The sequence below is a fragment of the Cellulosimicrobium sp. SL-1 genome, assembly GCF_011033075.1.
In the GTDB taxonomy this organism is placed as follows: domain Bacteria; phylum Actinomycetota; class Actinomycetes; order Actinomycetales; family Cellulomonadaceae; genus Cellulosimicrobium; species Cellulosimicrobium funkei.
Genome location: NZ_JAACJC010000005.1, coordinates 132,280 through 152,164 on the forward strand (window position 1 = coordinate 132,280; position 19,885 = coordinate 152,164).

The window sequence follows — 19,885 nt, forward strand, 5'->3', positions numbered from 1 at the left end:
AAGGAGGAGCTGCCGCATCAGGTGCACGACGCCACTGTACTCCTCCGCCGTCCGCGCGCCCGGGACGTCCGCTCCTCGGGCACGGCGTGGGTGCGCCCGGCCGGCCCTCGCGCGGAGGGCCGACCGGGCGCCGGGGTGCGTCAGCCGCGTCGCGCGCGCAGCGCCGCGTCGACCGCAGGGTCACCGAGGTTGCCGAGCCACTCGAGCAGCGCCGGGTACGTCGACGGGTTCGCCGCGACCTGGGGCCGCAGGTGCGGCGCGTCCTGGACGATCTGCGCCAGGACCTCGAGCGGCGTGCCCGGGTCGAGCGCCTGGGCCGCGGTGAAGCCCGCCGGCTGGGCCGGCGGGGCGTACGACGGCTGCTGCGCCGCGGGCTGCTGGGCGTACCCCTGCTGGCCGTAGCCCTGCGGGTCGTACCCCTGCGGCGCGTAGCTCTGCTGCCCCGGCCCGGAGGACGCGTAGCCCTGCTGCTGGCCGTATCCCTGCTGGGGGTACCCCTGGCCGGGCTGCTGGGCGGTCGGCTGCGGGCCGGTGCCCGGCTGCTCCTCCTGGTAGGCGGGCAGGACCGCCGTCGACGGGCCCTCGTCGGGCGTGAGGCCGGGACGCGCGGCGTACCCGCTGCGCTCCGGCTCCGCCGGCTGGACCGGGAGCACCTCGGTCGCGTCGGACCCGGCGGCGAACCGCCGGTCCGCCGCCTGCTGCGTCGGGACGGGACCCGTGTGCCCGGCCGGCGGGTAGGCGCCCGTCGGTCCGGTGGCCGGGTAGGCGCCCGTCGGTCCCGTGGCCGGGTAGGCGCCCGTGCCCGGGTAGGCACCCGAGTGCCCGGTCGTCGGGTGCGCGCCGGTCGGCGGGCCCGCCGGGGCAGGCGCGGGCCGGGCCGGCTTGGGGGGCTTCGGCGCGGGCGGCTCCCACACGTAGGCGCGTGCCGCCTCCGCCCCGGTGGCCGCGGGCACGGGGCGGTGCTCGGCGAAGTACGCACGGACCTCGCGCGGGACGGTGAGCGCCCCGACGACGAGCAGCGGGAGGCCGAAGGCGAGCAGCACGTGCTCCACGCCGCCGCCGAGCACGACGCGGTTCGACGTCACGACGAGCAGCACGATGCCGAGCAGCGCCACGACGCCGGCGCCACCGAGTGCGAGCGGGCGCCCGGTGGCGGCGTCGCGAGCGAGCGAGCGGCGCGCGACGAACGCGACGGCGGACGCGAGGACACCGACGATCACGGCGAGGACGACCGGGACGCCGCGTGCGCCGTCGGCCAGGGTGAGCACGGCGCTCACGGCGACGTAGCCCGCGACGACGAGCACGAGGTCGAGGGCGTTGACGGCCACGCGCACCCAGGTGGTCACCGGGTCCGCGGCAGCCATCGCGCGGTGCACGGCGGGCGCCGCGGCGACGGCCGCGAGCGCCGGGACGAGCACGAGCCCGAACCGGCCGCCGTGCGTGCTCTCGATCGTCACGAGCCCGTTGTTGCCCGAGCCGAGGACGAAACCGACGGCGAGCATGACGCCCAGCCCGACGAGCGTGAGGCGCGCGGCCTCGGACCGGCGCCACGTGCCGTACGTCGGCAGCCCGGCGAGCGCGAGGACGAACACCGCGGCCACGATCACCAGCAGCACGAACAGGGCGCCGCCGAGGCGCGTCCCGGTGGCGGTGAGGATCACCGTGAGCAGCACGGTGAGGGCGAGGAGCGCCGCGAGCGCGAGGAGCGCCTGGAGCCACCGGTCGGTGACCGCGCGGTCCTGGTCCTGCGGCCCGAGCTCGCTCTCGCGCGGCTGCGCCGCGAGGAGCGCGCCCGCGAGGCCGAGCGCGGCGGCGGAGCCGACCCCGCCCCACCCGTCGGCGAGGTCGCCGCCGCCCACGACGTCGACCACGAGGTAGACGAGCACGAGCAGCACGTACGGCGCGTTGGCCAGCAGACGGACCGTGCGCGTGGTGTGCACGGTCCAGGTCGTCGGGAGCACGCCCGTGCGCGCGAGGTACGGCAGCGCGAGCGTCAGCAGCGAGAGGATCGTCAGCAGGACGACCTCGATCTTGTCCGACGCGCGGCTCGACACGTCCCACGGCAGCGCGAGGGAGACGAGGAGCAGCAGCGCGCCGACGCCGTCGCGCACGTAGTCGCTCACCGGGATCCCGGCGAAGGGCGACGCGGTGGCGGTCGCCGTCGAGGCCCCGCCGGTCTCGCGCGCGGAGCCCGTGTCCTTCTCCGTGCCCGTGTCCGCGGCTCCCGCCGCGTCCGGGTCCGACCCTGCCGAGCCCGTCGCACCGTCCGGTGCGCGCTCGGCCGTGGAGTCCCCGTCACCCGCCGTGACGCCCTGGGGCGCCCGGGTCGGCCCGGTGCCCGCAGCACCGGGCTGCGGGTCCTCGGCCGGCTCTGTCTGGTTGGTCATCGTGCACTCCCTACGCTGTCGCGCGGTGCCGGTCGCACGCACGCCGGGCCGAGGGGCCCCGACCGTTTCTACCGGTTCATCACGTGCGGCTCAAGCGCCCACGCGCGGCGCCGTCCTCCCGGGGCGGATCAGGCCGCCCGCCGAGGAGGGGCCACGAGCGCGACCGACCCGCCGTCCCATTATGTGAGCACCCCTGCGAAACGCGGTCCAGGACACTTGGATGAGGACTCCATGGCCGCCGACGAAGGCGACCACATCCCCGGGGGGGCAGACATGGTGCTGCAGAAGAGTCTGAGGAAGTCGTGGGCGAGCATCGGGGCCGCAGGCGTCCTGGTGCTGGGGGGCCTGGTGGCCCTCCCTCCGACGGCGACTGCGGCGACCGGCACGATCACCGTGCGGGCGAGCACCGCGACGTGCCAGTACAAGGCGCTCAAGCCGAGCGGTGGCGCGACCGCGCAGAACAGCAGCTGCTACCGCGTCTCCGCCCGGGTGCAGTACCGGTCCGCCGGCGGCACCGCGTACTGGACGAACCGACAGGTCTCGACGAGCAACGTGACCGTCTACGTACCGAGCGGCACCACGTACGCCTCCGGCAGGACGGGCGGGTCCATCATGTCCGGGAGCGCGGAGCTCGGCTTCTACGAGCAGACGGTGTAGAGCAGTGCGCACGTCGATGCTCCGGCGCCCAGGAACGACCGTCCGGACCGGTCGGCAGGCTGCGAGGACGCTCGAAGGTCCACGGACCAGGCAGCACCTCGGTGTCGCCGTAGCGGGCCTCGCGCTGGCACTGGCGGGGTGCTCCTCCGGCGCGGACCCGGCGCCGGACGTGGCCGACCGGTGGCGCACGGAGATCGACGCGCTCCTCGCCGACGACGTCAGCGCGCTGGAGCGGCAGGTGCTCGCCGACTACGAGATCACCGACGCAGAGCTCGCCGAGGCGCGGGACGCCTACGCGCGCTGCATGTCTGACCGCGGCCTGGAGGCGGACTTCGGCGACGGCGACGGGTTCTCCTACGGCGCGACGCAGGAGTCCCAGGACGCCTTCCGTAGCGCCTCGGCAGACCCCGAGGCCGCGCTGGACCAGATTCCTACGATCGCCGACGCGTGCGCGGACGGGACGATCTGGGACATCGGCCTGTACTACCACGAGATGCGGAGCAACCCCGAGGGCAGGTCCTTGCTGGAGCTGTGGCGCGAGTGCCTGGAGTCGGCCGGGGTCGACGAGATCCATGACCTCACGGACCAGGAGCTGCAGGAGCTCGTCGACGACGAGTCCTACGTCCCTCCGCCTGAGGTCGGGACGTGCGTGTCATAGCCGTCGAGGAGCGCGAACAGGAGACGAGGGTGCCGTGAAGCGAGCCGCTCTCGCTCCCCCGCGCAGGACCGCGTGGGCCACGTCCACCCTGACGGCGCTGGTGCTCGTCACGGGCGGGGCGATCGCCGGGGTCCTCGTCGTCCCCGAGCGCACCCCCGCCTCGCTGCGGGGCCCTGCCACGGCTGAAGCGTCCGTCGCCGTCGTGACGCAGGAGTTCGACGACGCCCGTCAGGTCCCGGTCACCCCGCAGCTCACCCCGAGCACGACGCTGACGCTCGGCGACTCGGGGCGGCTGCGACGCAGCGCGTGCGCGCCGGGTGCGACGATCGCGTCAGGCAGCTCGCCTGCGACGATCGACGACCGCCCCGTCCTCGCGCTGGCCACCGACGTCCCGCTGTGGCGGGACCTCGCGCCGGACTCGAGGGGCGACGACGTGGCGAGCCTCCAGCGCGAGCTGGCCCGGCTCGGCTTCGACGTCGAGCCGGACGGCGAGTACGGCGCGGCGACGAAGGCCTCCGTGTCCGCGCTGCAGAGAGACGTGCTCGGTCTTGCGCGGCCGCCCGGAGCGCTCGCGGTCGCCTCCGTCCTGTGGCTGCCGGCGCCCTCGGTGACCGTCACGACGTGCGAGGCACAGGTCGGCCAGCCGTTCGCCGGCACCGGGCTGGCGACCGTCGCGGGCGTCCTCGAGTCCGTGCGCATCGACGCCGTGCCGCAGGACGCGACGCCGGGCGACCGCGTCGTGCGGCTCGCCGGGTCCCAGACCACGGCCGCGGTCGGAGACGACGGCGTGGTCCGGGACAGGTCGTTCCTCGACGCCGTCCACGACGACGCGGCGTTCCGCTTCTCGCAGAGCGAGGGAGCCACGGAGCCGATGACCCTCGACTACGTGCTGGCGCAGCCGCTCCAGGTCTCCACGGTGGCGCCCGGGGCCCTGTACGGCCTCTCGGGCGGCACGGCCTGCGTCGTGGCCGACGGGAGACCGCGCCCGGTGACCGTCGTGGCCTCTTCGCTCGGCCAGACCTTCGTCACGTTCGACGACGGGAGCACCCCTGCCCGCGTCGCGCTCACGCCGCCGACCGGCAGCCGGGACTGCCGGTGACCCGAGCAGTCCGTGCGCGGGGTCTCGCCCACGCGTTCGCCGGTACCGGCGACCTGTTCTCCGGCCTGGACCTGGACCTGGACCCGGGCGAGGTGGTCGCGCTGGTCGGACCGTCGGGCTCGGGCAAGTCGACCCTGCTCAGCATCCTGGCCGGCTGGGTGACGCCGTCCGCGGGCACGGTGGAGCGGGAGGGGATAGAACACGTCGGGTGGGTCTTCCAGAACCCCCACGGCGTGCCGCGGCGCTCCGCCCTGGACCACGTCGTCCTGCCCCTTCTCGCACGGGGGCTGCGGCGCCGCGAGGCCGAGCTGCGAGCGAGCGCCATCCTCGATCGTTTCGGGCTTTCCGCCACCGCGGACCGTCCGTTCCGCGCGTTGTCAGGCGGAGAGGCACAACGGCTGATGCTCGCGCGCGCGGTCGCGCTCGCCCCGGACCTGCTGCTCGTCGACGAGCCGACGGCCCAGCTCGACCTGCGCACCGCCGGCACGGTGAACGCCGTCCTCGCCGGAGTGGCGCAGCAGCACTCGATCGTCGTGGTCGCCACCCACGACCCTCGAACGCGCGACGCGTGCACCCGCGTCGTCGACCTCACCCGGGCCCGAGCGACGAGGACCTCGTGATGCGGCCCCGGTCGGTCGCGTCCGAGGCCGCACGCAATCTCCGCTCGGGCACCACCCGCGCCCTCCTGCTTGCCGTGGCGTTCGTCCTCCTGGTGGGGACCCTCGCTGCGCTCGACACCCGTGCCGTCGTCGACGTGCTGCGCGGTGCCGCCGACTTCCGGGCGTCGGGGGCAGCGATCGCGACGCTCGCTGCGCCGGAACGCGTGGACGGTGGTCGGTGCGAGGCCATCGGCGACGTCCCCGGCATCACCGCCGGGGCCTACCGCGCCGGCGAGCCTCTGCGGGCGCTCAGCCTGCCCTCCTCGCGGCTCAGCGTCTTCGACGTGACTCCGGGTCTGCTCGACGTGCTCACCGGGACGACGACGCCCGCGCGCACGAGCGGCGTCTGGCTGTCCGCAGGGCTCGCCGAGACCCTCGGCGTGGTGGCGGGAGACCGGCTCGCCACGTCGTCGGGCGACGCGACGGTGGCCGGCATCTATGCCTACCCCGACGACGGGCGCGATCGCGCGCTCGCCTACGCCGTGCTGACGCCGGTCCCCCCGGCAGGGACGTTCGACGTCTGCTGGGCCGAGGTCTGGCCCGTCGACGCCGGGTCGAGCGCGCTGCTCCCGATGGCCCTCCTCCCGGGGACGGACCCCACCGAGGCCACGCTGGGCCAGCTGAACACCCGGCTGGGCGCGGGGCACGACGCGCTCGACCTGCTGGCGCACCGGCTGACACGTCACGCGCCGGTCGCAGCGCTGCTCACAGGGTTCGTGCTCGGAGCGGCCTCGGTCCGCGCGCGGCGGCTCGAGCTGGCGGCCGCGCTGCACGCGCGGGTCCCCCGGCCCGCGCTCGCCTGGCAGGTGCTCCTGGAGGTCCTCGCCTGGACGCTCGCCGGTGCGCTGATCGCCGGCGCATGCCTGCTCTGGATCTCCCGGTGGGGCAACCCCGACCCCGGAGCGGAGGCGTGGTGGACGGGGTTGCGCGTGGTCGCCGTGGGCGCGGGAGGCGCGCTCCTCGGCGCGCTGCTCGGCGTCCTCGGAACCCGCGAGCGCTCGCTGTTCCGCTACTTCAAGGATCGCTGAGACGCCGCTCAGGACACGGCCGTCAGCCCGCCGGTCCCGAGGAGGAAGAGCCGGCCCTCGACCGCGAGCACGTCGTAGGTGCCCTCGGGCAGCGTCCAGCGCCACTCGACCGCCCCGTCGTCGAGCGCGATCGACACGAGCCCTGGCTGGCGGCGCTGCCGCTCCGTGACGAACAGCGACCGGCCGTCGGTGAGCACCGGCCCGGGGCCGCCGTCCTCGAGCGTGACGGCCCACGCCTCCTCGCCCGTGCGGGCGTCGACGCTGCGGTAGGCCGAGTCCGTCTGGACGACGACGCGGCCGTCGACCCGCGCGACGGCGCGCATGCCCGTGCCCGGCAACGACCACAGCTCCGAGCCGGTCGCGGCGTCCACGCCCACGATGCTGCCGAAGGTGTTCGTGACGATGACGCCCGGCGCGGACCCGTCCGACAGGGGCGCCTCGAGCACGCGGCCGGAGATCCGGAACGCGGGCTCGCCCGCGGCGGTGAACACCGTGGCGCTGCCGCGGCCGTACTCGTTGCCGACGTAGCGCCCGTCCTGGAGCCGGACGATGGTCCACACGTCGTCCTCGACGAGCGAGAGACCGTCCTCCGTGAGCGCCGCCGCGACGCCCGGCGCGAGGACGTCGACGACGCCGCGGCGCACGTCGAGCACGACGTCGCCGCCGCTCCCGAGGCCGTCGTGCGCGAGCGTGCGCTCCCACCGCACCTCGCCGGTCGCAGCGTCCTCGCGCACCACCGCGACCTCGTCGCCGCGCCACCACGCCCGCACGACGTCCGTCGCGCCGACCGGCACGACGGACAGCCGCCCCGCCGTCGCGGCCGTGCGCTCCCCCACGACCTCCCCGGTCGTCGCGCGCACGGTGGTGAGCCGGGCCGCCTGCTCGCGCCACCCCGTCGGCACCGCGCACACCACCACCTCGCGCGCGGGCTCGCCCGAGGCCGGCAGGCACGTGGCGCGGTCGCCGAGACGCTCGGACCGCCAGAGGACCGAGCCGTCCGCGACGGAGTACGCCGTGAGCGACCCGTCGACGGTCACGACGGCGCCGACCGCGGGGACGACCTCGGTGCCGGGCTCGACGGGGACCGACCAGCGCGGCTCGGGCGGGTCCTCGAGCGGCCGCAGCCCCCCGGCGAGCGCGGTGACGTCGACGGGCCGCGCGTCCTCCATCGACGCGGTGAAGGCGACGGAGCCGGCGAACGCGACGGCGACCGCGAGCACCACCCACGGGACGGGGTGCAGGAACCAGCGGCGCCCGGGCGCACGCACCTGCGGGGACTCGCCGCCCCCGGCGGACCCGGACGGCCGGGGCGCGCCGGACCGCGCGGGGCCGGGCATGTCGGGGGCCGTGGGCGGGCGCTCGTCCTGCGGGCGCGACAGGGGCAGCACGTCGCGGGCCGCTCGGTCGTGGTGCCCGCTCCGCGTGGCGGGCGGACCGTCCTCGTCCCGGGGTCGCGGCCCGTCGGGCGGACGGCGGACGGGCGCCTCGGCAGGACCCGCGAGCGCGGCGTCGAGGGCGGCGTCGAACCGGTCGTCGGACCGCAGCTCGGGCGGCAGGAGCTCGAGGCCGCCGACAGCCGTCCCGGCACCCTCCGTCGTCGGCTCGTGGGTGACGTGCCCGGCACGAGCCGCCCGGTCCTGCGCGAGCCGACGGCGCCTCACCCGTCCACGATACGCACGCCCGTCGGGCCGCGCCGGGCGAGCGGCGGGACCGCCGCGCCCGGACGACGGCGCACCGGCACGGTCAGATGCCGAGCTGGTAGACGCCCCAGTACGCGAGGATGACGAGCAGGACGGTGGACCCCGCGACCACGCACCACAGCATGACGCGGGGGGTCACGCCCCGCGCGACCTGCAGCACGCTCCCGCCCTCGTCCGCGGCGACCACCTCGTCGGTGCCCCGGCGCTCGTCGTGCGCACGGCGCGCGGAGCGGACCTCGGCGGCCCGGTTGACCAGCAGGGCGCCCGCGACGAGCGTCGCGAGCCCGACGAGCCGCACCCCGATCCAGCCGCCCTGCACGACCCACGCGTCCTTCTCGTAGTCGAGCGCGAGCCGCGCGGTGGCCACGAGGTAGACGACGAGCGCGACCGTCGTCGCGAACGCGCCGACCCCGAGCCCCACCAGCGGCACGCGGAAGCCGGGCGCGAGACCGGCGGGCGCTCCGGGCCGGCCCGCGACCCGTCGCAGCCGGCGCACGAGGCCCCCGACGAGGCCAACGAGCGGGCCGAGCACGAGCAGCCCGACGGCGGCGAGGACGAGGGCGACGAACAGGTCGCCGTTGCCCAGCCAGCGCGGCGACGGGACCGGCCCGGCGAGGTACTGCTGCGTGGGCTCGGCTCCCGCGACCTGCGGCAGCGCGGTCGCGCTCGCGGGCAGGGAGGTCACCCACGCGCTCACGTCGCGCGGGAAGTCGGGCACGAGCACGTCGTCGATCTTGATCCCGTGGTTCGCGTCCGCGTAGTACCGCACGGTGACGTCGGCCCCGCCCGGCACCTGCGACGACGGGCCCGTGGCGTCGAGGATCTGCCGCGCCCCCTGCTCGACGGGCATCGACGGGTCCGCGGTGCCGTACACGACGAGCACCGGCTGGGTGAGCCGCTCGAGGAACGGCTCCACGTCGAAGTCCGCGTACTCGAAGCCGCCGCCGGGGATCGCCATCCCGACGGCGCGCGGGATCGCCCGGAACACCCCGTGGGGCACGTCGGTGTTGCGCAGGTAGCTGTCGACCGCGAACGCGGCCTGCTGGCGCGGCGGCACGACGGGCGCGGACACGAGGACGGTGAACGCGATGGTCGGGTCGTCCGCCGCCATCACGGGCACGATCCACGTGCCCTCGGACTCCCCGTACAGCCCCACGCGCTCCGGGTCGACGCCGGGACGCGCCCGCAGGAGGTCCACGGAGTGCGCGTAGTCGCGCGCCATCGCCTCGTAGTCACGGTGGCGCGTCGTGTAGGTGTCCAGGCGCTTGTCCGGGACGAGGGTCACGACGCCCGCGCTCGCGAGGTCGGTCGCGACGTCCACGAACGCCTCCGACGCCAGGCCGGTCCCTGCCCCGTGCACGAACACCATGCCCGGGAGGTCGTCGCCCGCGTCGACGGGCTCGCGCAGCACGCCCCCGACGGTCGCGCCGTCGAGCCGGACCGTCACGTCGGTCTCGCGCACGTCGTAGGTGCCGACCGGGGCGGCCCCGCCCGGCGGCTGCCCGCCGACGGTCGTGTCTGGCGTCTCGGGGACGAGGTGCTCGGTCACGGGCACCGGGTCCCACTGCGGCCCGGTGACCGCTCCGACGATCGCGAGGACGATCGCGAGGGCTGCCGTCGTCGCGGCGGTCCGGAAGATCACCGAGGAATCGTACGTCGCGGGCCGCCGGCCGGTCCCTGGTGCCGTCCCGACGACGGCACGGGGGACGTCCCCCCGGGTCAGAAGCCGAGCCGGTGGAGCTGCTTGGGGTCGCGCTGCCAGTCCTTGGCGACCTTCACGTGCAGGTCGAGGTAGACCCTCGCCCCGAGCAGCGCCTCGATGCCGTGCCGCGCGCGCGTCCCGACCTCGCGCAGCCGTGAGCCGCCGCGGCCGATGACGATCGCCTTCTGCGAGTCGCGCTCGACGAAGAGGTTGACGCGCACGTCGAGCAGCGGCGGCCGGCCCGTGGCCTCGTCGCCGCTGCCCTCGCGGGGCACGATCTCCTCGACCTGGACCGCGAGCGAGTGCGGGAGCTCGTCGCGCACGCCCTCGAGCGCCGCCTCGCGCACGAGCTCGGCGACCATGACGGCCTCCGGCTCGTCCGTGAGCTCGCCGCCCGGGTACAGCTCGGGGCCCTCGGGCAGGTGGGAGACGAGGACGTCGGTGAGCACGTCGACCTGGTAGCCGTCCTGGGCCGAGACGGGCACGATGTCGGCCCAGCCGCCCGCCGTCTCCCCCAGCCGGTCGACCGCGAGCAGGTGCGCGGCGAGGGTGCCGCGGTCCACGAGGTCGGCCTTCGTGACGACCGCGACCACGGGCGTGCCGCGGCGCCCGCGCATGAGCTCCGCGAGCTCGTTCGCGATGAAGCGGTCGCCCGGGCCGATCTTCTGGTCGGCGGGCAGGCAGAACGCGATGACGTCGACCTCGGTGAGCGTCTCGCGCACGAGGTCGTTGAGACGCTCGCCGAGCAGTGTGCGGGGGCGGTGCAGCCCCGGGGTGTCGACGAGGACGAGCTGCGCGTCGGGGCGGTGCACGATCCCGCGGATCGTGTGGCGCGTCGTCTGGGGGCGCCCGGAGGTGATCGCCACCTTCTGGCCGACCAGCGCGTTCGTCAGGGTCGACTTGCCCGCGTTGGGCCGCCCGACGAGGCAGGCGAAGCCGGAGCGGTGCTCGGGGGTGGTCGTGCTCACGGGGTGTCCTTCACGGTGGGGAGGGGCTGACGGGTGTCGGCCGCGGGGTCGGGCTCGTCCGGCGCGGGGACCGGAGCGTCGGGCGAGGTCGCCGTGGAGACGAGGACGGTCGCGAGCTGCTTGCGGCGGCCCTGGACGCGGTCGGCCTCGAGGCGCAGCCCGTGGACCTCGGCCACGGAGCCGGGCAGCGGGACCTTGCCGAGCGCCTTGGCGAGCAGGCCGCCCACGGTGTCCACGTCGTCGTCGTCCAGGCCGAGGCCGAAGAGCTCGCCGAGCTCGTCGACGCCGAGGCGGGCGGGCACGCGCAGGACGCCGTCGCCCAGGTCCTCGACCTCGGGCTCCGGCCGGTCGTGCTCGTCCGTGAGCTCGCCCACGATCTCCTCGAGCGCGTCCTCGATCGTCACCAGTCCCGCGACGCCGCCGTACTCGTCGACGACCATGGCGATGTGCGAGGACGACGCCTGCATCTCGCGCAGCAGGTCGTCCACGGGCTTGGACTCGGGTACGAAGATCGCGGGGCGCGCGACCTCGCCCACGGGCCGCGCGTCGGTCCCGGGACCGCCCTGCAGGACGCGCACGACGTCCTTGAAGTAGGCGACGCCCACGAGGTCGTCCGCGGACGTGCCCGTGACCGGGATGCGGGAGAAGCCGGAGCGCAGGAAGAGCGAGAGGGTCTTGCGCAGGGGCGTGTCGCGCGCCGTCGTCACCATGTCGGTGCGGGGCACCATGACCTCGCGCGTGAGGGTGCTGCCGAGCTCGAAGACGGAGCGGATGAGCTCGCGCTCCTCCTCCTCGATGACCTCGGACTCGTTGACGCGGTCCACCATGTCCTGGAGCTCGCGCTGGTGGGCTCCCTCGTCGGGCGCCGGGGCGAGCCGCGTGAGCCAGCGCGTGGCCCCGACGACGACCGTGAGCAGGCGCGACAGGCTCAGCAGGACGCGCACCGCGTGGCGGCGGCCGAGGGACCGCGGGCTCACGCGCACGACGAGGAGCCCGACGACGACGCTCACCGCGAGCGCGACGAGCAGGACCTGCCACCACGGTTCCAGCCACGCCGCGACGAGCAGCGTGAGGCACGTGACCGCCGCGACCTCGGCGACGACGCGCACGAAGCCGACGGAGCGCACGGTCGCCGCCGGGTCCGCGAGCAGCGCCAGCGCCCGACGCCCCTCCGGGCGGGCGGGCACGGCCGGGTCGTCGCCCAGGGCGGCCTCCGTGACGGCCGCCCGCGTCACGCGCAGGACCGCCGCCTCGCCCGCGCTCAGCGCGGCCGCGAGCACGACCGTCAGGACGGTCAGGGCCGCCAGGAGCGCGACGGGTTCGCCGCTCACCGGCCCGCGAGGAAGGTCAGGAGCAGCTTGCGCTGCAGCGCGAACATCTCCTTCTCCTCCTCCGGCTCGGCGTGGTCGTAGCCGAGCAGGTGCAGGATGCCGTGCGTCGTGAGCAGCAGCATCTCCTCCGCGGTCGAGTGGCCCGCCGTCACCGCCTGCTGGGCGGCGACCTCCGGGCACAGCACGACGTCGCCGAGCTGGCCGGGGCCGGCGACCTCGCCGTCGCGCCCGGGCCGCAGCTCGTCCATGGGGAACGACAGCACGTCCGTCGGGCCGGGCTCGTCCATCCAGCGCACGTGCAGCTCGCTCATGACGTCCGTGTCGACGAAGAGGATCGACAGCTCGCTCTGCGGGTGCACCCGCATCGCGTCGAGCACGTACCGTGCCAGCGCCGCGAACTCGGCCTCGTCGACCTCGGCCTCGGTCTCGTTGTTGACCTCGATGCTCACGCGTCGTCCCTCGTCCGTCGTTCTCGTGCCGCGGGGCGTCCGCGGCGGTCGTCGTCGCGGCGGCGCGACCCGGTGCTCCCCGAGCCGCCGCCGCTCGCCAGGTCCCACCGCGCGTACGCGTCGATGATGTCGCTCACCAGCCGGTGCCGCACCACGTCGGACGACGTGAGCCGGCAGAACTCGACGTCGTCCACGCCGGTGAGGACGTCCTCGATGACGCGCAGGCCGGACTGGGTGCCGCCCGGCAGGTCGACCTGCGTCGCGTCGCCCGTGATGACCATGCGCGACCCGAAGCCGAGGCGCGTGAGGAACATCTTCATCTGCTCGGTGGTCGTGTTCTGCGCCTCGTCGAGGATGATGAACGAGTCGTTGAGGCTGCGCCCGCGCATGAACGCGAGCGGGGCGACCTCGATCGTCCCGGCCTCGATGAGCTTGGGGATCGAGTCCGGGTCGATCATGTCGTGCAGCGCGTCGTACAGCGGGCGCAGGTACGGGTCGATCTTCTCCGTCAACGAGCCGGGCAGGAACCCGAGCCGCTCCCCCGCCTCGACGGCCGGGCGCGTGAGGATGATGCGGTTGACCTGCTTCGACTGCAGCGCCTGCACGGCCTTCGCCATCGCGAGGTACGTCTTGCCCGTGCCCGCGGGGCCGATCCCGAACGTGATCGTGTTCGCGTCGATCGCCTCGACGTAGCGCTTCTGCCCCACGGTCTTGGGCCGGATCGTGCGGCCGCGGCTCGACAGGATGTTGAGCGTCAGCACCTCGGCCGGGCGCGACGCCGTCGCGGCGGTGAGCATCGCGATGGACCGCGTGACGACGTCGGCCGTGAGCTGCGTGCCTGCCTCGACGACCTCGACGAGCTCGTCGAGCAGGCGCGCGGCGAGCGCGACCTCCCCCGGAGGGCCGGCGACCGCGATCTCGTTGCCCCGCACGTGCACGTCGACGGCGGGGAACCCCTCCTCGACGGCCCGGAGCACGGAGTCGCGGCTACCGAGGAGCGCCACCATCGGCACGTGGTTCGGGATGACGATGCGGTGCTCGACCCGGTGCGACGAGGGGTCGGGTTCTCGGGACAGAGAGGTCATGAGCCGGCTTGCGCCGCTGCGCTCCTTCGGTCGGGCAGTGGGTCCGGGACGGCCACCGCCCCGCAGATCGCTTCCATCGTACCGAGCGCGGCCGGGCGTCACACGCGCTTTCGCGCAGGGCTCAGGCGGGCGACCAACCGAGCTCGGCGCCTGCGATGACGTGGCCGTGCACGTGGAACACGCTCTGGCCGGCGCGCGGCCCCGAGTTGAAGATGAGCCGGAACTGGCCGTCGGCCAGGTCGCCCGCCACCTCGTCCGCCAGCGCGACGACGTCGCCCAGCAGCTCCGGGTCCGCCGCCGCGAGCTGGGCGATGTCGCCGTGGTGGTCGCGCGGCACCACGAGCACGTGCACGGGCGCCTGCGGGTCGATGTCGCGGAACGCGATCGAGCGCTCGCTGGTCGCCACGACGTCGGCCGGCACCTCCCCCGCGACGATGCGGCAGAAGAGGCAGTCCGGGTCGGTGCGCAGGTCGGTGCTCGTCATGACCCCGAGGCTAGACCACGCGTCCCGGCCACGCCCCAGCGGCCGAGCCGCTCCGCGAGCAGCGCCACGGCCACCGGGCCGGCGGTCGACGTGCGCAGCACGTGGGGCCCGAGCCGCGCCGCGACCGCGCCGGCCGCCGTGAGGTCGGCGAGCTCCCGGTCGGAGATCCCGCCCTCCGGGCCGACGACGACGAGCACCTCGGGCGCCGCCGCGCCGTCCGTGGCCGGACCGGCGGGCAGCCCGACGTCGGCGAGCGGCGTCGTCGCCTCCTCGTGCAGGACGATCGCCCGACCGCCCGCCGCGACGACGTCGACGACCCGCGCCGCGAGGCCGCGCGAGTCGAGCGCGACCTCGACGCGGGGCAGTCGCGCCCGCCGGGCCTGCTTGGTCGCCGTGCGGACGGTCGCGAGCCACCGCGCGCGGGACTTCGCCGCGCGCTCGCCGCGCCACACGACGACGGAGCGCTCCGCCTGCCACGGCACGACCACGTCGACGCCGATCTCCGTCGCCGCCTCGATCGCCATCTCGTCGCGGTCACCCTTGGCGAGCGCCTGGACGAGCGTCACGACGACGTCCGGCGCCGGCTCGCGGTCCACCTCCTGCACGAGGAGCGTCACGCGGCCCGACTCGGCGTGCTCGACGACGCACCGCAGCCGGAGCCCGTCGCCGTCGACGACGTCGACGCGCTCCCCTGCGCCGCGCCGCTGCACGACGCCCGCGTGCCGGCCCTCCGCGCCGTCGAGCACGTAGCGGTCGCCGGGCGCGACGCCGTCGGTCCCCGTCTCGGCGAGGAACACCGGAGCACTCATGCCCGCGCCCCGCTCAGCGGCCGGAGAGCTTGTCGCGCAGGCGCGAGAACACGCCCGGGTGCGCGGCGGCGAGCCGGGGCTCGGGCCGCTCCTCGCCGCGCAGCGCGGCGAGCGAGCGCAGGAGCTGCTCCTGCTCGGGGTCGAGGGCCGTCGGCACCTGGACCTCGATGTGGACGTTGAGGTCGCCGCGCCCGCTGCCGTGCAGGTGCCCGACGCCGAGGTTCTTCAGCGTGACGATCTGGTTCGGCTGCGTGCCGGGGCGCAGGTCGATCTCCTGGAGCCCGTCGAGCGTCTCCAGCTCGAGCACGGTGCCGAGGGCGGCCGCCGTCATGGGCACCTGGAGGGTGCAGTGCAGGTCGTCGCCGCGGCGCACGAACGTGTCGTGGTTGCGCTCGCGGATCTCGACGTACAGGTCGCCCGCGGGGCCGCCGGCCGGGCCGACCTCGCCCTGCGCGGTGAGCTTGATGCGCGTCCCCGTGTCGACGCCCGCCGGGACGTTGACCGTGATGCTGCGGCGGCTGCGCACGCGGCCCTCGCCCGAGCACTCCGCGCACGGCTCCGGGACGACGGTGCCGAAGCCCTGGCACGCGGCGCACGGCGCGCTCGTCATGACCTGGCCGAGGAACGAGCGCGCGACGCGCTGGACCGTGCCGCGGCCGTGGCACACCTCGCACGTGCGGGGCGAGGTGCCCGGGCGGCAGCAGGTGCCGCCGCACGTGCCGCACACGACCGCCGTGTCGACCTGGAGCTCGCGCTGCGCGCCGAACGTCGCCTCGGAGAGGTCGATGTCGAGCCGCACGAGCGCGTCCTGGCCGCGGCGGGCGCGCGGGATCGGCCCCTGCTGCGCCTGGGCGCCGCCGAAGAACGTCTCGAAGATGTCCTGGAAGCCGAACCCGCCGCCCATGGGGCCGCCGCCCCCGCCGCCGGGGGCGCTGGGGTCGACGCCGAGGTCGTACTGCTGGCGCTTCTCCGGGTTGGACAGCACCTCGTAGGCGCGCGCGACGTCCTTGAAGCGGTCGCCCGCCTCCTCGCCCGCGACGTCCGGGTGCAGCTCGCGCGCGAGCTTGCGGTACGCCTTCTTGATCTGGTCCTGGCTGGCGTCACGGGCCACGCCGAGGATCTCGTAGTAGTCGCTCACACGTCACTCTCTGCTGGTGCGGGTCGTGAGGCCGGCGCGCGGCCGGTCGGGAGGGGTCGGGGGTGGTCGTCGAGCGGGCCCGCCGCGGGCGGGGAGACCGCGGGGCTCACGTGCCGAGCACCCGTGACAGGTAGCGCGCGACCGCGCGCACCGCCGCGATGGTGCCGGGGTAGTCCATGCGGGTCGGCCCGATCGAGCCGACGAGCGCGACCGTGTCACCGTCGTTACCGTAACCGGTCGTCACGACGGAGGTCTCCGCGAGGCCCTCGAGCTGGGTCTCGCGACCGATCCGGACGCTCACGCCCGACTCGGCGGCCATCTCGGTGAGCAGCCCGAGCAGGACGACCTGCTCCTCGAGCGCCTCGAGGACGGGGCGCAGCGCGTGCTCGAACCGCATGCCCGCGCGCGCGAGGTTGGCCGTGCCCGCGAGGACGAGGCGCTCCTCGCTCTCCTCCGCGAGCGTCTGGGCGACGAGGTCGCCCACCGCGCGGACGAGCGGGGCGTCGTCGGGGTGGAAGCTCTCGGTCACGGCGGCGAGACCGGGCGCGAGGTCCGTGAGGCGCTTGCCCGCGGCCGCGGCGTTGAGCCGTGCGCGCACCTCGACGAGGGTCCCCTCGTCCGGCAGGCTCGCGACCTCGAGCGTGCGCTGCTCGACGCGGCCCGTGTCCGTGATGATGACGACCAGGAGGCGCGACTCGCCGACGGGCACGAGCTCGAGGTGGCGCAGGCCCGACCGGCTCAGCGAGGGGTACTGCACGACGGCGACCTGGCCGGTGAGCTGGGCGAGAAGGCGCCCGGCGCGCGCGATGACGTCGTCGAGGTCCACGCCCTCGGACAGGAAGGTCTCGATGGCGCGCTTCTCCGGCGCGGACAGCGGCTTGACGCCCGAGAGGCGGTCCACGAAGAGCCGGTAGCCCTTGTCCGTCGGGATCCGGCCCGCGGACGTGTGCGGCTGCGCGATGTACCCGGCGTCTTCGAGAGCCGCCATGTCGTTGCGGATCGTGGCGGGCGAGACGCCGAGGCTGTGGCGCTCGGTGAGCACGCGCGACCCCACGGGCTCGCGCGTGAGGACGTAGTCCTCGACGATGGCCCGCAGCACCTCGAGCCGGCGCTCCTCGCTCACGTCCACCTCCCGCGTGCCGCACCGTCGCCGCCCGGGCGGGCGTGCGGGCGTCGGCACTCCCGACCTCCGAGTGCCAATCCTACGCGTCCGCGCGGCCCGTCCGGCGGTCCTCCGCTCGTCGCGAACGCAGGTCGAGGAGGCCGACGACGAGCGCGACCGCGACGAGGCCGATCGTCACCAGGAGCGCGCGCCCGGTCGCGTCCGCGGCCGAGTCGCCGCTCGCGAGCCCGCCGTAGTAGACGGACAGGACCACGGAGATCCCGACGGCCGACCCGATGCGCTGACCGAGCTGCAGCATGCTGCCCGCCACCCCGGCCCGGCTCACCGGCACCTCGGACAGCGTGAGCGTCTGGTTCGGCGCGATGACCGTGCCGCTGCCCGCGCCCGCGACGAGCAGCGCGACCGCGAGCGCCGGGCCGACGGCGCCCGGGTCGTCCCCGAGCGTGCGCACGACGACCTCCGCCGCGACCACCCCGACGAGCACGAGCACGACGCCGCCCACGACGAGCTCGCGGCCCCAGCGCGCGACCCAGCGGCCCGAGAACCACGCGGACACGCCCGACGCGACCGCGAACGGCGTGCCGACGAGCCCCGCCTGGAGCGGCGTGTACCCCAGCTCGTCCTGGAGGTAGAGCGTGACGACGAGGAAGATGCCCGTGAACCCGGCGAAGTACGCGAGGCCGAGCAGCGCGCCGTTGCGGAAGGACCCGAGCCCCACGACCTGGGGGTCGAGCACGGCCTCGCCCGTGCGCCGCTGGTAGCGCCGCTCCCACCCGACGGCGGCCACCACGGCGGCCGCGGCCGGCACGAGCCACCACCAGCGCGACGCGTCGTCGCCGCGGCCCGTCGTCGTGACGAACGGCATCATCACGCCGAGGGTCGCGGCGCCGAGCAGACCCAGCCCGACGAGGTCGAGCCGGCGCGGCCCGCGCGCCGCGCCCGAGCCGGTGCGCGGTGGCCCGGGCACGAGGCGCCACGCGAAGGGCAGGAGCACGGCGACGACGGGGATGTTCACGAGGAACACCCACCGCCACCCCGTCTCCGGGCCCGCCGCGGCGATGATGAGCCCGCCCAGCAGGGGCCCGAGCGCCGTCGAGACGCCGATGGTCGCGCCGAACATGCCGAACGCGCGCCCGCGCTCGTACCCGCGGAACTGCTGCTGGATGAGGCCGACGACCTGCGGGTTGAGGACGCCCGCGCTCACGCCCTGGAGCAGGCGCGCGACGCCGAGCCACGTGTCGGTCGGCGCGAGCCCGGACGCGAGGCTCATGAGCGCGAAGCCCAGGAGGCCCGCGATGAAGAGCGGGCGTCGTGCGCCTGCGTCGCCCAGGCGCCCGGCGGGCACCAGCGCGAGCCCGAACGCGAGCGTGTAGCCGGCGACGACGAGCTGGAGCTGGGTCGGGCCCGCGTCGAGCGACGACTCGATCGACGGCAGGGCCACGTTGACGATCGACACGTCGAGAGTCGTGATGAAGCCCACCGCGAGGCAGACCGGCAGCACGCGCCAGCGGTTCGGGTCCGGCTCCGCGCGCTGCTGGCTCATCGGTCCGTGGTACCACCCCGCCCCGGGGGCGCGCGCGCCGGGAGCCGCCGTGCGCGGCCGGGCCGGGCGCCCGGGACCTCCCCGCGGGAGGCCGATCCCGCGACGCACGGGGCGATCTCGGTGGTGAGCGGCGGACGCTGGCCTAGGGTGACGCCGTGTCCTTCGACCGCTACGGCTCCGACGTCCTCGGCGGCACGCCCGCCCCCACCCACCACCGCGCGCGGCCCGTGTCGCGCCCGCAGCCCGCGGAGCGCGGCCTCGTCGTCGAGGAGGTGCAGACCGGGTGGGTCGGGGCCGTCGTCCGGGTCGAGAAGTCGGGCGGCATGCACGTCGTCGTGCTCGAGGACCGCGCGGGCCGGACCCGCACGTTCCCGCTCGGTCCGGGCTTCTGGGTGGACGGCGCGCCCGTCGAGCTCACCCCGCCCGTCACCTCCCGCGCCCCCGCCGCGCCGACGCGCACGGCCTCGGGCTCGCGGGCCGTCGTCGGGCAGCGGGCGCGCGTCGCGCGCGGGAGCCGCATCTGGGTCGAGGGCAAGCACGACGCCGAGCTCGTCGAGAAGGTGTGGGGCGACGACCTGCGCGTGGAGGGGGTCGTCGTCGAGCCGCTGCACGGCGTCGACGACCTCGCGGCGGCGCTCGCCGACTTCGGCCCGACGCCGCAGCGGCGCGTGGGCGTGCTCGTGGACCACCTCGTGCCCGGCAGCAAGGAGCGGCGGATCGCCGACGAGGCGCTGCGGCGCTCGCCCGCGGGCACGGTGCTCGTGCTCGGGCACCCGTACGTCGACGTCTGGCAGGCGGTGAAGCCGGCCCGGATCGGCCTCGAGCGGTGGCCCGTGATCGAGCGCGGCACCGAGTGGAAGCGCGGGATCCTGCGCGAGCTCGGCTGGCCGGCGGAGAGCGCGGAGGACGTCGGCCGCGCGTGGCAGCGCATCCTCGGCACGGTGCGCACGTACGCCGACCTGGAGCCGTCGCTGCTCGGGCGCGTCGAGGAGCTCATCGACTTCGTCACCGCGCCCTGACCGGTCGCGGGCGCGCGGGACGCACCCCGCGCGTGAGGTACCGCGC

The 19,885-nt window shown here is 75.5% G+C and carries 18 protein-coding genes; 6 read left to right on the plus strand and 12 right to left on the minus strand.

The annotated features are described in order from the left end of the window. Positions 1-140: 140 nt before the first annotated feature. Positions 141-2,387, minus strand: coding sequence for a hypothetical protein (locus GWJ10_RS19595; protein ID WP_206158385.1), 2,247 nt, complete (start codon positions 2,385-2,387; stop codon positions 141-143). 231 nt (positions 2,388-2,618) lie between these two features. Between GWJ10_RS19595 and GWJ10_RS09090 the strand changes: the two genes are divergently transcribed. The 5 genes from GWJ10_RS09090 to GWJ10_RS09110 all read left to right on the plus strand — a co-directional run bounded on the left by GWJ10_RS09090 (position 2,619) and on the right by GWJ10_RS09110 (position 6,488). Next, positions 2,619-3,044: a hypothetical protein gene (locus GWJ10_RS09090; protein ID WP_163186973.1), complete on the plus strand. Its 426-nt coding sequence runs from the start codon at positions 2,619-2,621 to the stop codon at positions 3,042-3,044. A 169-nt stretch (positions 3,045-3,213) separates the two neighbouring features. After that, positions 3,214-3,702 carry a hypothetical protein gene (locus tag GWJ10_RS09095; RefSeq protein WP_163186975.1) on the plus strand — a complete coding sequence of 163 codons (489 nt, stop codon included), beginning with the start codon at positions 3,214-3,216 and terminating at the stop codon, positions 3,700-3,702. A 34-nt stretch (positions 3,703-3,736) separates the two neighbouring features. Further along, positions 3,737-4,801 carry a peptidoglycan-binding domain-containing protein gene (locus GWJ10_RS09100; RefSeq protein ID WP_163186977.1) on the plus strand — a complete coding sequence of 355 codons (1,065 nt, stop codon included), beginning with the start codon at positions 3,737-3,739 and terminating at the stop codon, positions 4,799-4,801. Beyond that, the gene (locus GWJ10_RS09105) at positions 4,798-5,421 is read left to right on the plus strand and encodes an ATP-binding cassette domain-containing protein (protein ID WP_076405546.1); all 624 of its coding nucleotides are present in this window, start codon (positions 4,798-4,800) and stop codon (positions 5,419-5,421) included. The genes GWJ10_RS09100 and GWJ10_RS09105 overlap by 4 nt, the downstream gene beginning before the upstream one ends. Positions 5,422-5,495: 74 nt before the next feature. Next, complete coding sequence (locus GWJ10_RS09110) at positions 5,496-6,488, plus strand: hypothetical protein (protein ID WP_163186979.1); 993 nt, start codon at positions 5,496-5,498, stop codon at positions 6,486-6,488. Positions 6,489-6,496: 8 nt separating this feature from the next. Here GWJ10_RS09110 and GWJ10_RS09115 read toward each other — a convergent pair whose 3' ends face one another. From GWJ10_RS09115 to GWJ10_RS09165, 11 genes are all read right to left on the minus strand, one after another. After that, positions 6,497-8,149: a PQQ-binding-like beta-propeller repeat protein gene (locus tag GWJ10_RS09115; protein ID WP_163186981.1), complete on the minus strand. Its 1,653-nt coding sequence runs from the start codon at positions 8,147-8,149 to the stop codon at positions 6,497-6,499. A gap of 82 nt (positions 8,150-8,231) precedes the next feature. After that, entirely contained in the window at positions 8,232-9,830 is a 1,599-nt protein-coding gene (locus tag GWJ10_RS09120) for a prolyl oligopeptidase family serine peptidase (protein WP_076405552.1), read from the minus strand. Between the two features lie 77 nt (positions 9,831-9,907). Next, positions 9,908-10,858 (minus strand): GTPase Era, encoded by a 951-nt coding sequence (era, locus tag GWJ10_RS09125; RefSeq protein WP_043651768.1) that lies wholly within the window; start codon positions 10,856-10,858, stop codon positions 9,908-9,910. Further along, the gene (locus GWJ10_RS09130) at positions 10,855-12,189 is read right to left on the minus strand and encodes a CBS domain-containing protein (protein ID WP_061266746.1); all 1,335 of its coding nucleotides are present in this window, start codon (positions 12,187-12,189) and stop codon (positions 10,855-10,857) included. The genes era and GWJ10_RS09130 overlap by 4 nt, the downstream gene beginning before the upstream one ends. Next, positions 12,186-12,638, minus strand: a complete 453-nt coding sequence (gene ybeY, locus GWJ10_RS09135; RefSeq protein ID WP_021482948.1) for an rRNA maturation RNase YbeY — start codon at positions 12,636-12,638, stop codon at positions 12,186-12,188. The genes GWJ10_RS09130 and ybeY overlap by 4 nt, the downstream gene beginning before the upstream one ends. Next, positions 12,635-13,723: a PhoH family protein gene (locus tag GWJ10_RS09140; RefSeq protein ID WP_163186983.1), complete on the minus strand. Its 1,089-nt coding sequence runs from the start codon at positions 13,721-13,723 to the stop codon at positions 12,635-12,637. The genes ybeY and GWJ10_RS09140 overlap by 4 nt, the downstream gene beginning before the upstream one ends. Before the next feature lie 121 nt (positions 13,724-13,844). After that, positions 13,845-14,207: an HIT domain-containing protein gene (locus GWJ10_RS09145; RefSeq protein ID WP_021482946.1), complete on the minus strand. Its 363-nt coding sequence runs from the start codon at positions 14,205-14,207 to the stop codon at positions 13,845-13,847. Then, positions 14,204-15,016 carry a 16S rRNA (uracil(1498)-N(3))-methyltransferase gene (locus GWJ10_RS09150; protein WP_163186985.1) on the minus strand — a complete coding sequence of 271 codons (813 nt, stop codon included), beginning with the start codon at positions 15,014-15,016 and terminating at the stop codon, positions 14,204-14,206. Before GWJ10_RS09150 ends, GWJ10_RS09145 begins: the two co-directional genes overlap by 4 nt. A gap of 13 nt (positions 15,017-15,029) precedes the next feature. Further along, positions 15,030-16,154, minus strand: a complete 1,125-nt coding sequence (dnaJ, locus tag GWJ10_RS09155) for a molecular chaperone DnaJ (protein ID WP_163186987.1) — start codon at positions 16,152-16,154, stop codon at positions 15,030-15,032. A gap of 106 nt (positions 16,155-16,260) precedes the next feature. Further along, positions 16,261-17,277: a heat-inducible transcriptional repressor HrcA gene (gene hrcA, locus GWJ10_RS09160; protein WP_021482687.1), complete on the minus strand. Its 1,017-nt coding sequence runs from the start codon at positions 17,275-17,277 to the stop codon at positions 16,261-16,263. 79 nt (positions 17,278-17,356) lie between these two features. Beyond that, positions 17,357-18,820 (minus strand): MFS transporter, encoded by a 1,464-nt coding sequence (locus GWJ10_RS09165; RefSeq protein WP_076405561.1) that lies wholly within the window; start codon positions 18,818-18,820, stop codon positions 17,357-17,359. Between the two features lie 155 nt (positions 18,821-18,975). Between GWJ10_RS09165 and GWJ10_RS09170 the strand changes: the two genes are divergently transcribed. Beyond that, entirely contained in the window at positions 18,976-19,839 is an 864-nt protein-coding gene (locus GWJ10_RS09170) for a DUF3097 domain-containing protein (protein ID WP_076405563.1), read from the plus strand. The last annotated feature ends 46 nt before the right edge of the window (positions 19,840-19,885 follow it).

Bases quoted from the DNA above. Each gene is read 5' to 3' on its own strand.
- GWJ10_RS19595 (WP_206158385.1), bottom strand. From the start codon at position 2,387: ATGACCAACCAGACAGAGCCGGCCGAGGACCCGCAGCCCGGTGCTGCG.
- GWJ10_RS09090 (WP_163186973.1), top strand. From the start codon at position 2,619: ATGGCCGCCGACGAAGGCGACCACATCCCCGGGGGGGCAGACATGGTG.
- GWJ10_RS09140 (WP_163186983.1), bottom strand. From the start codon at position 13,723: ATGACCTCTCTGTCCCGAGAACCCGACCCCTCGTCGCACCGGGTCGAG.
- GWJ10_RS09145 (WP_021482946.1), bottom strand. From the start codon at position 14,207: ATGACGAGCACCGACCTGCGCACCGACCCGGACTGCCTCTTCTGCCGC.
- GWJ10_RS09150 (WP_163186985.1), bottom strand. From the start codon at position 15,016: ATGAGTGCTCCGGTGTTCCTCGCCGAGACGGGGACCGACGGCGTCGCG.
- GWJ10_RS09165 (WP_076405561.1), bottom strand. From the start codon at position 18,820: ATGAGCCAGCAGCGCGCGGAGCCGGACCCGAACCGCTGGCGCGTGCTG.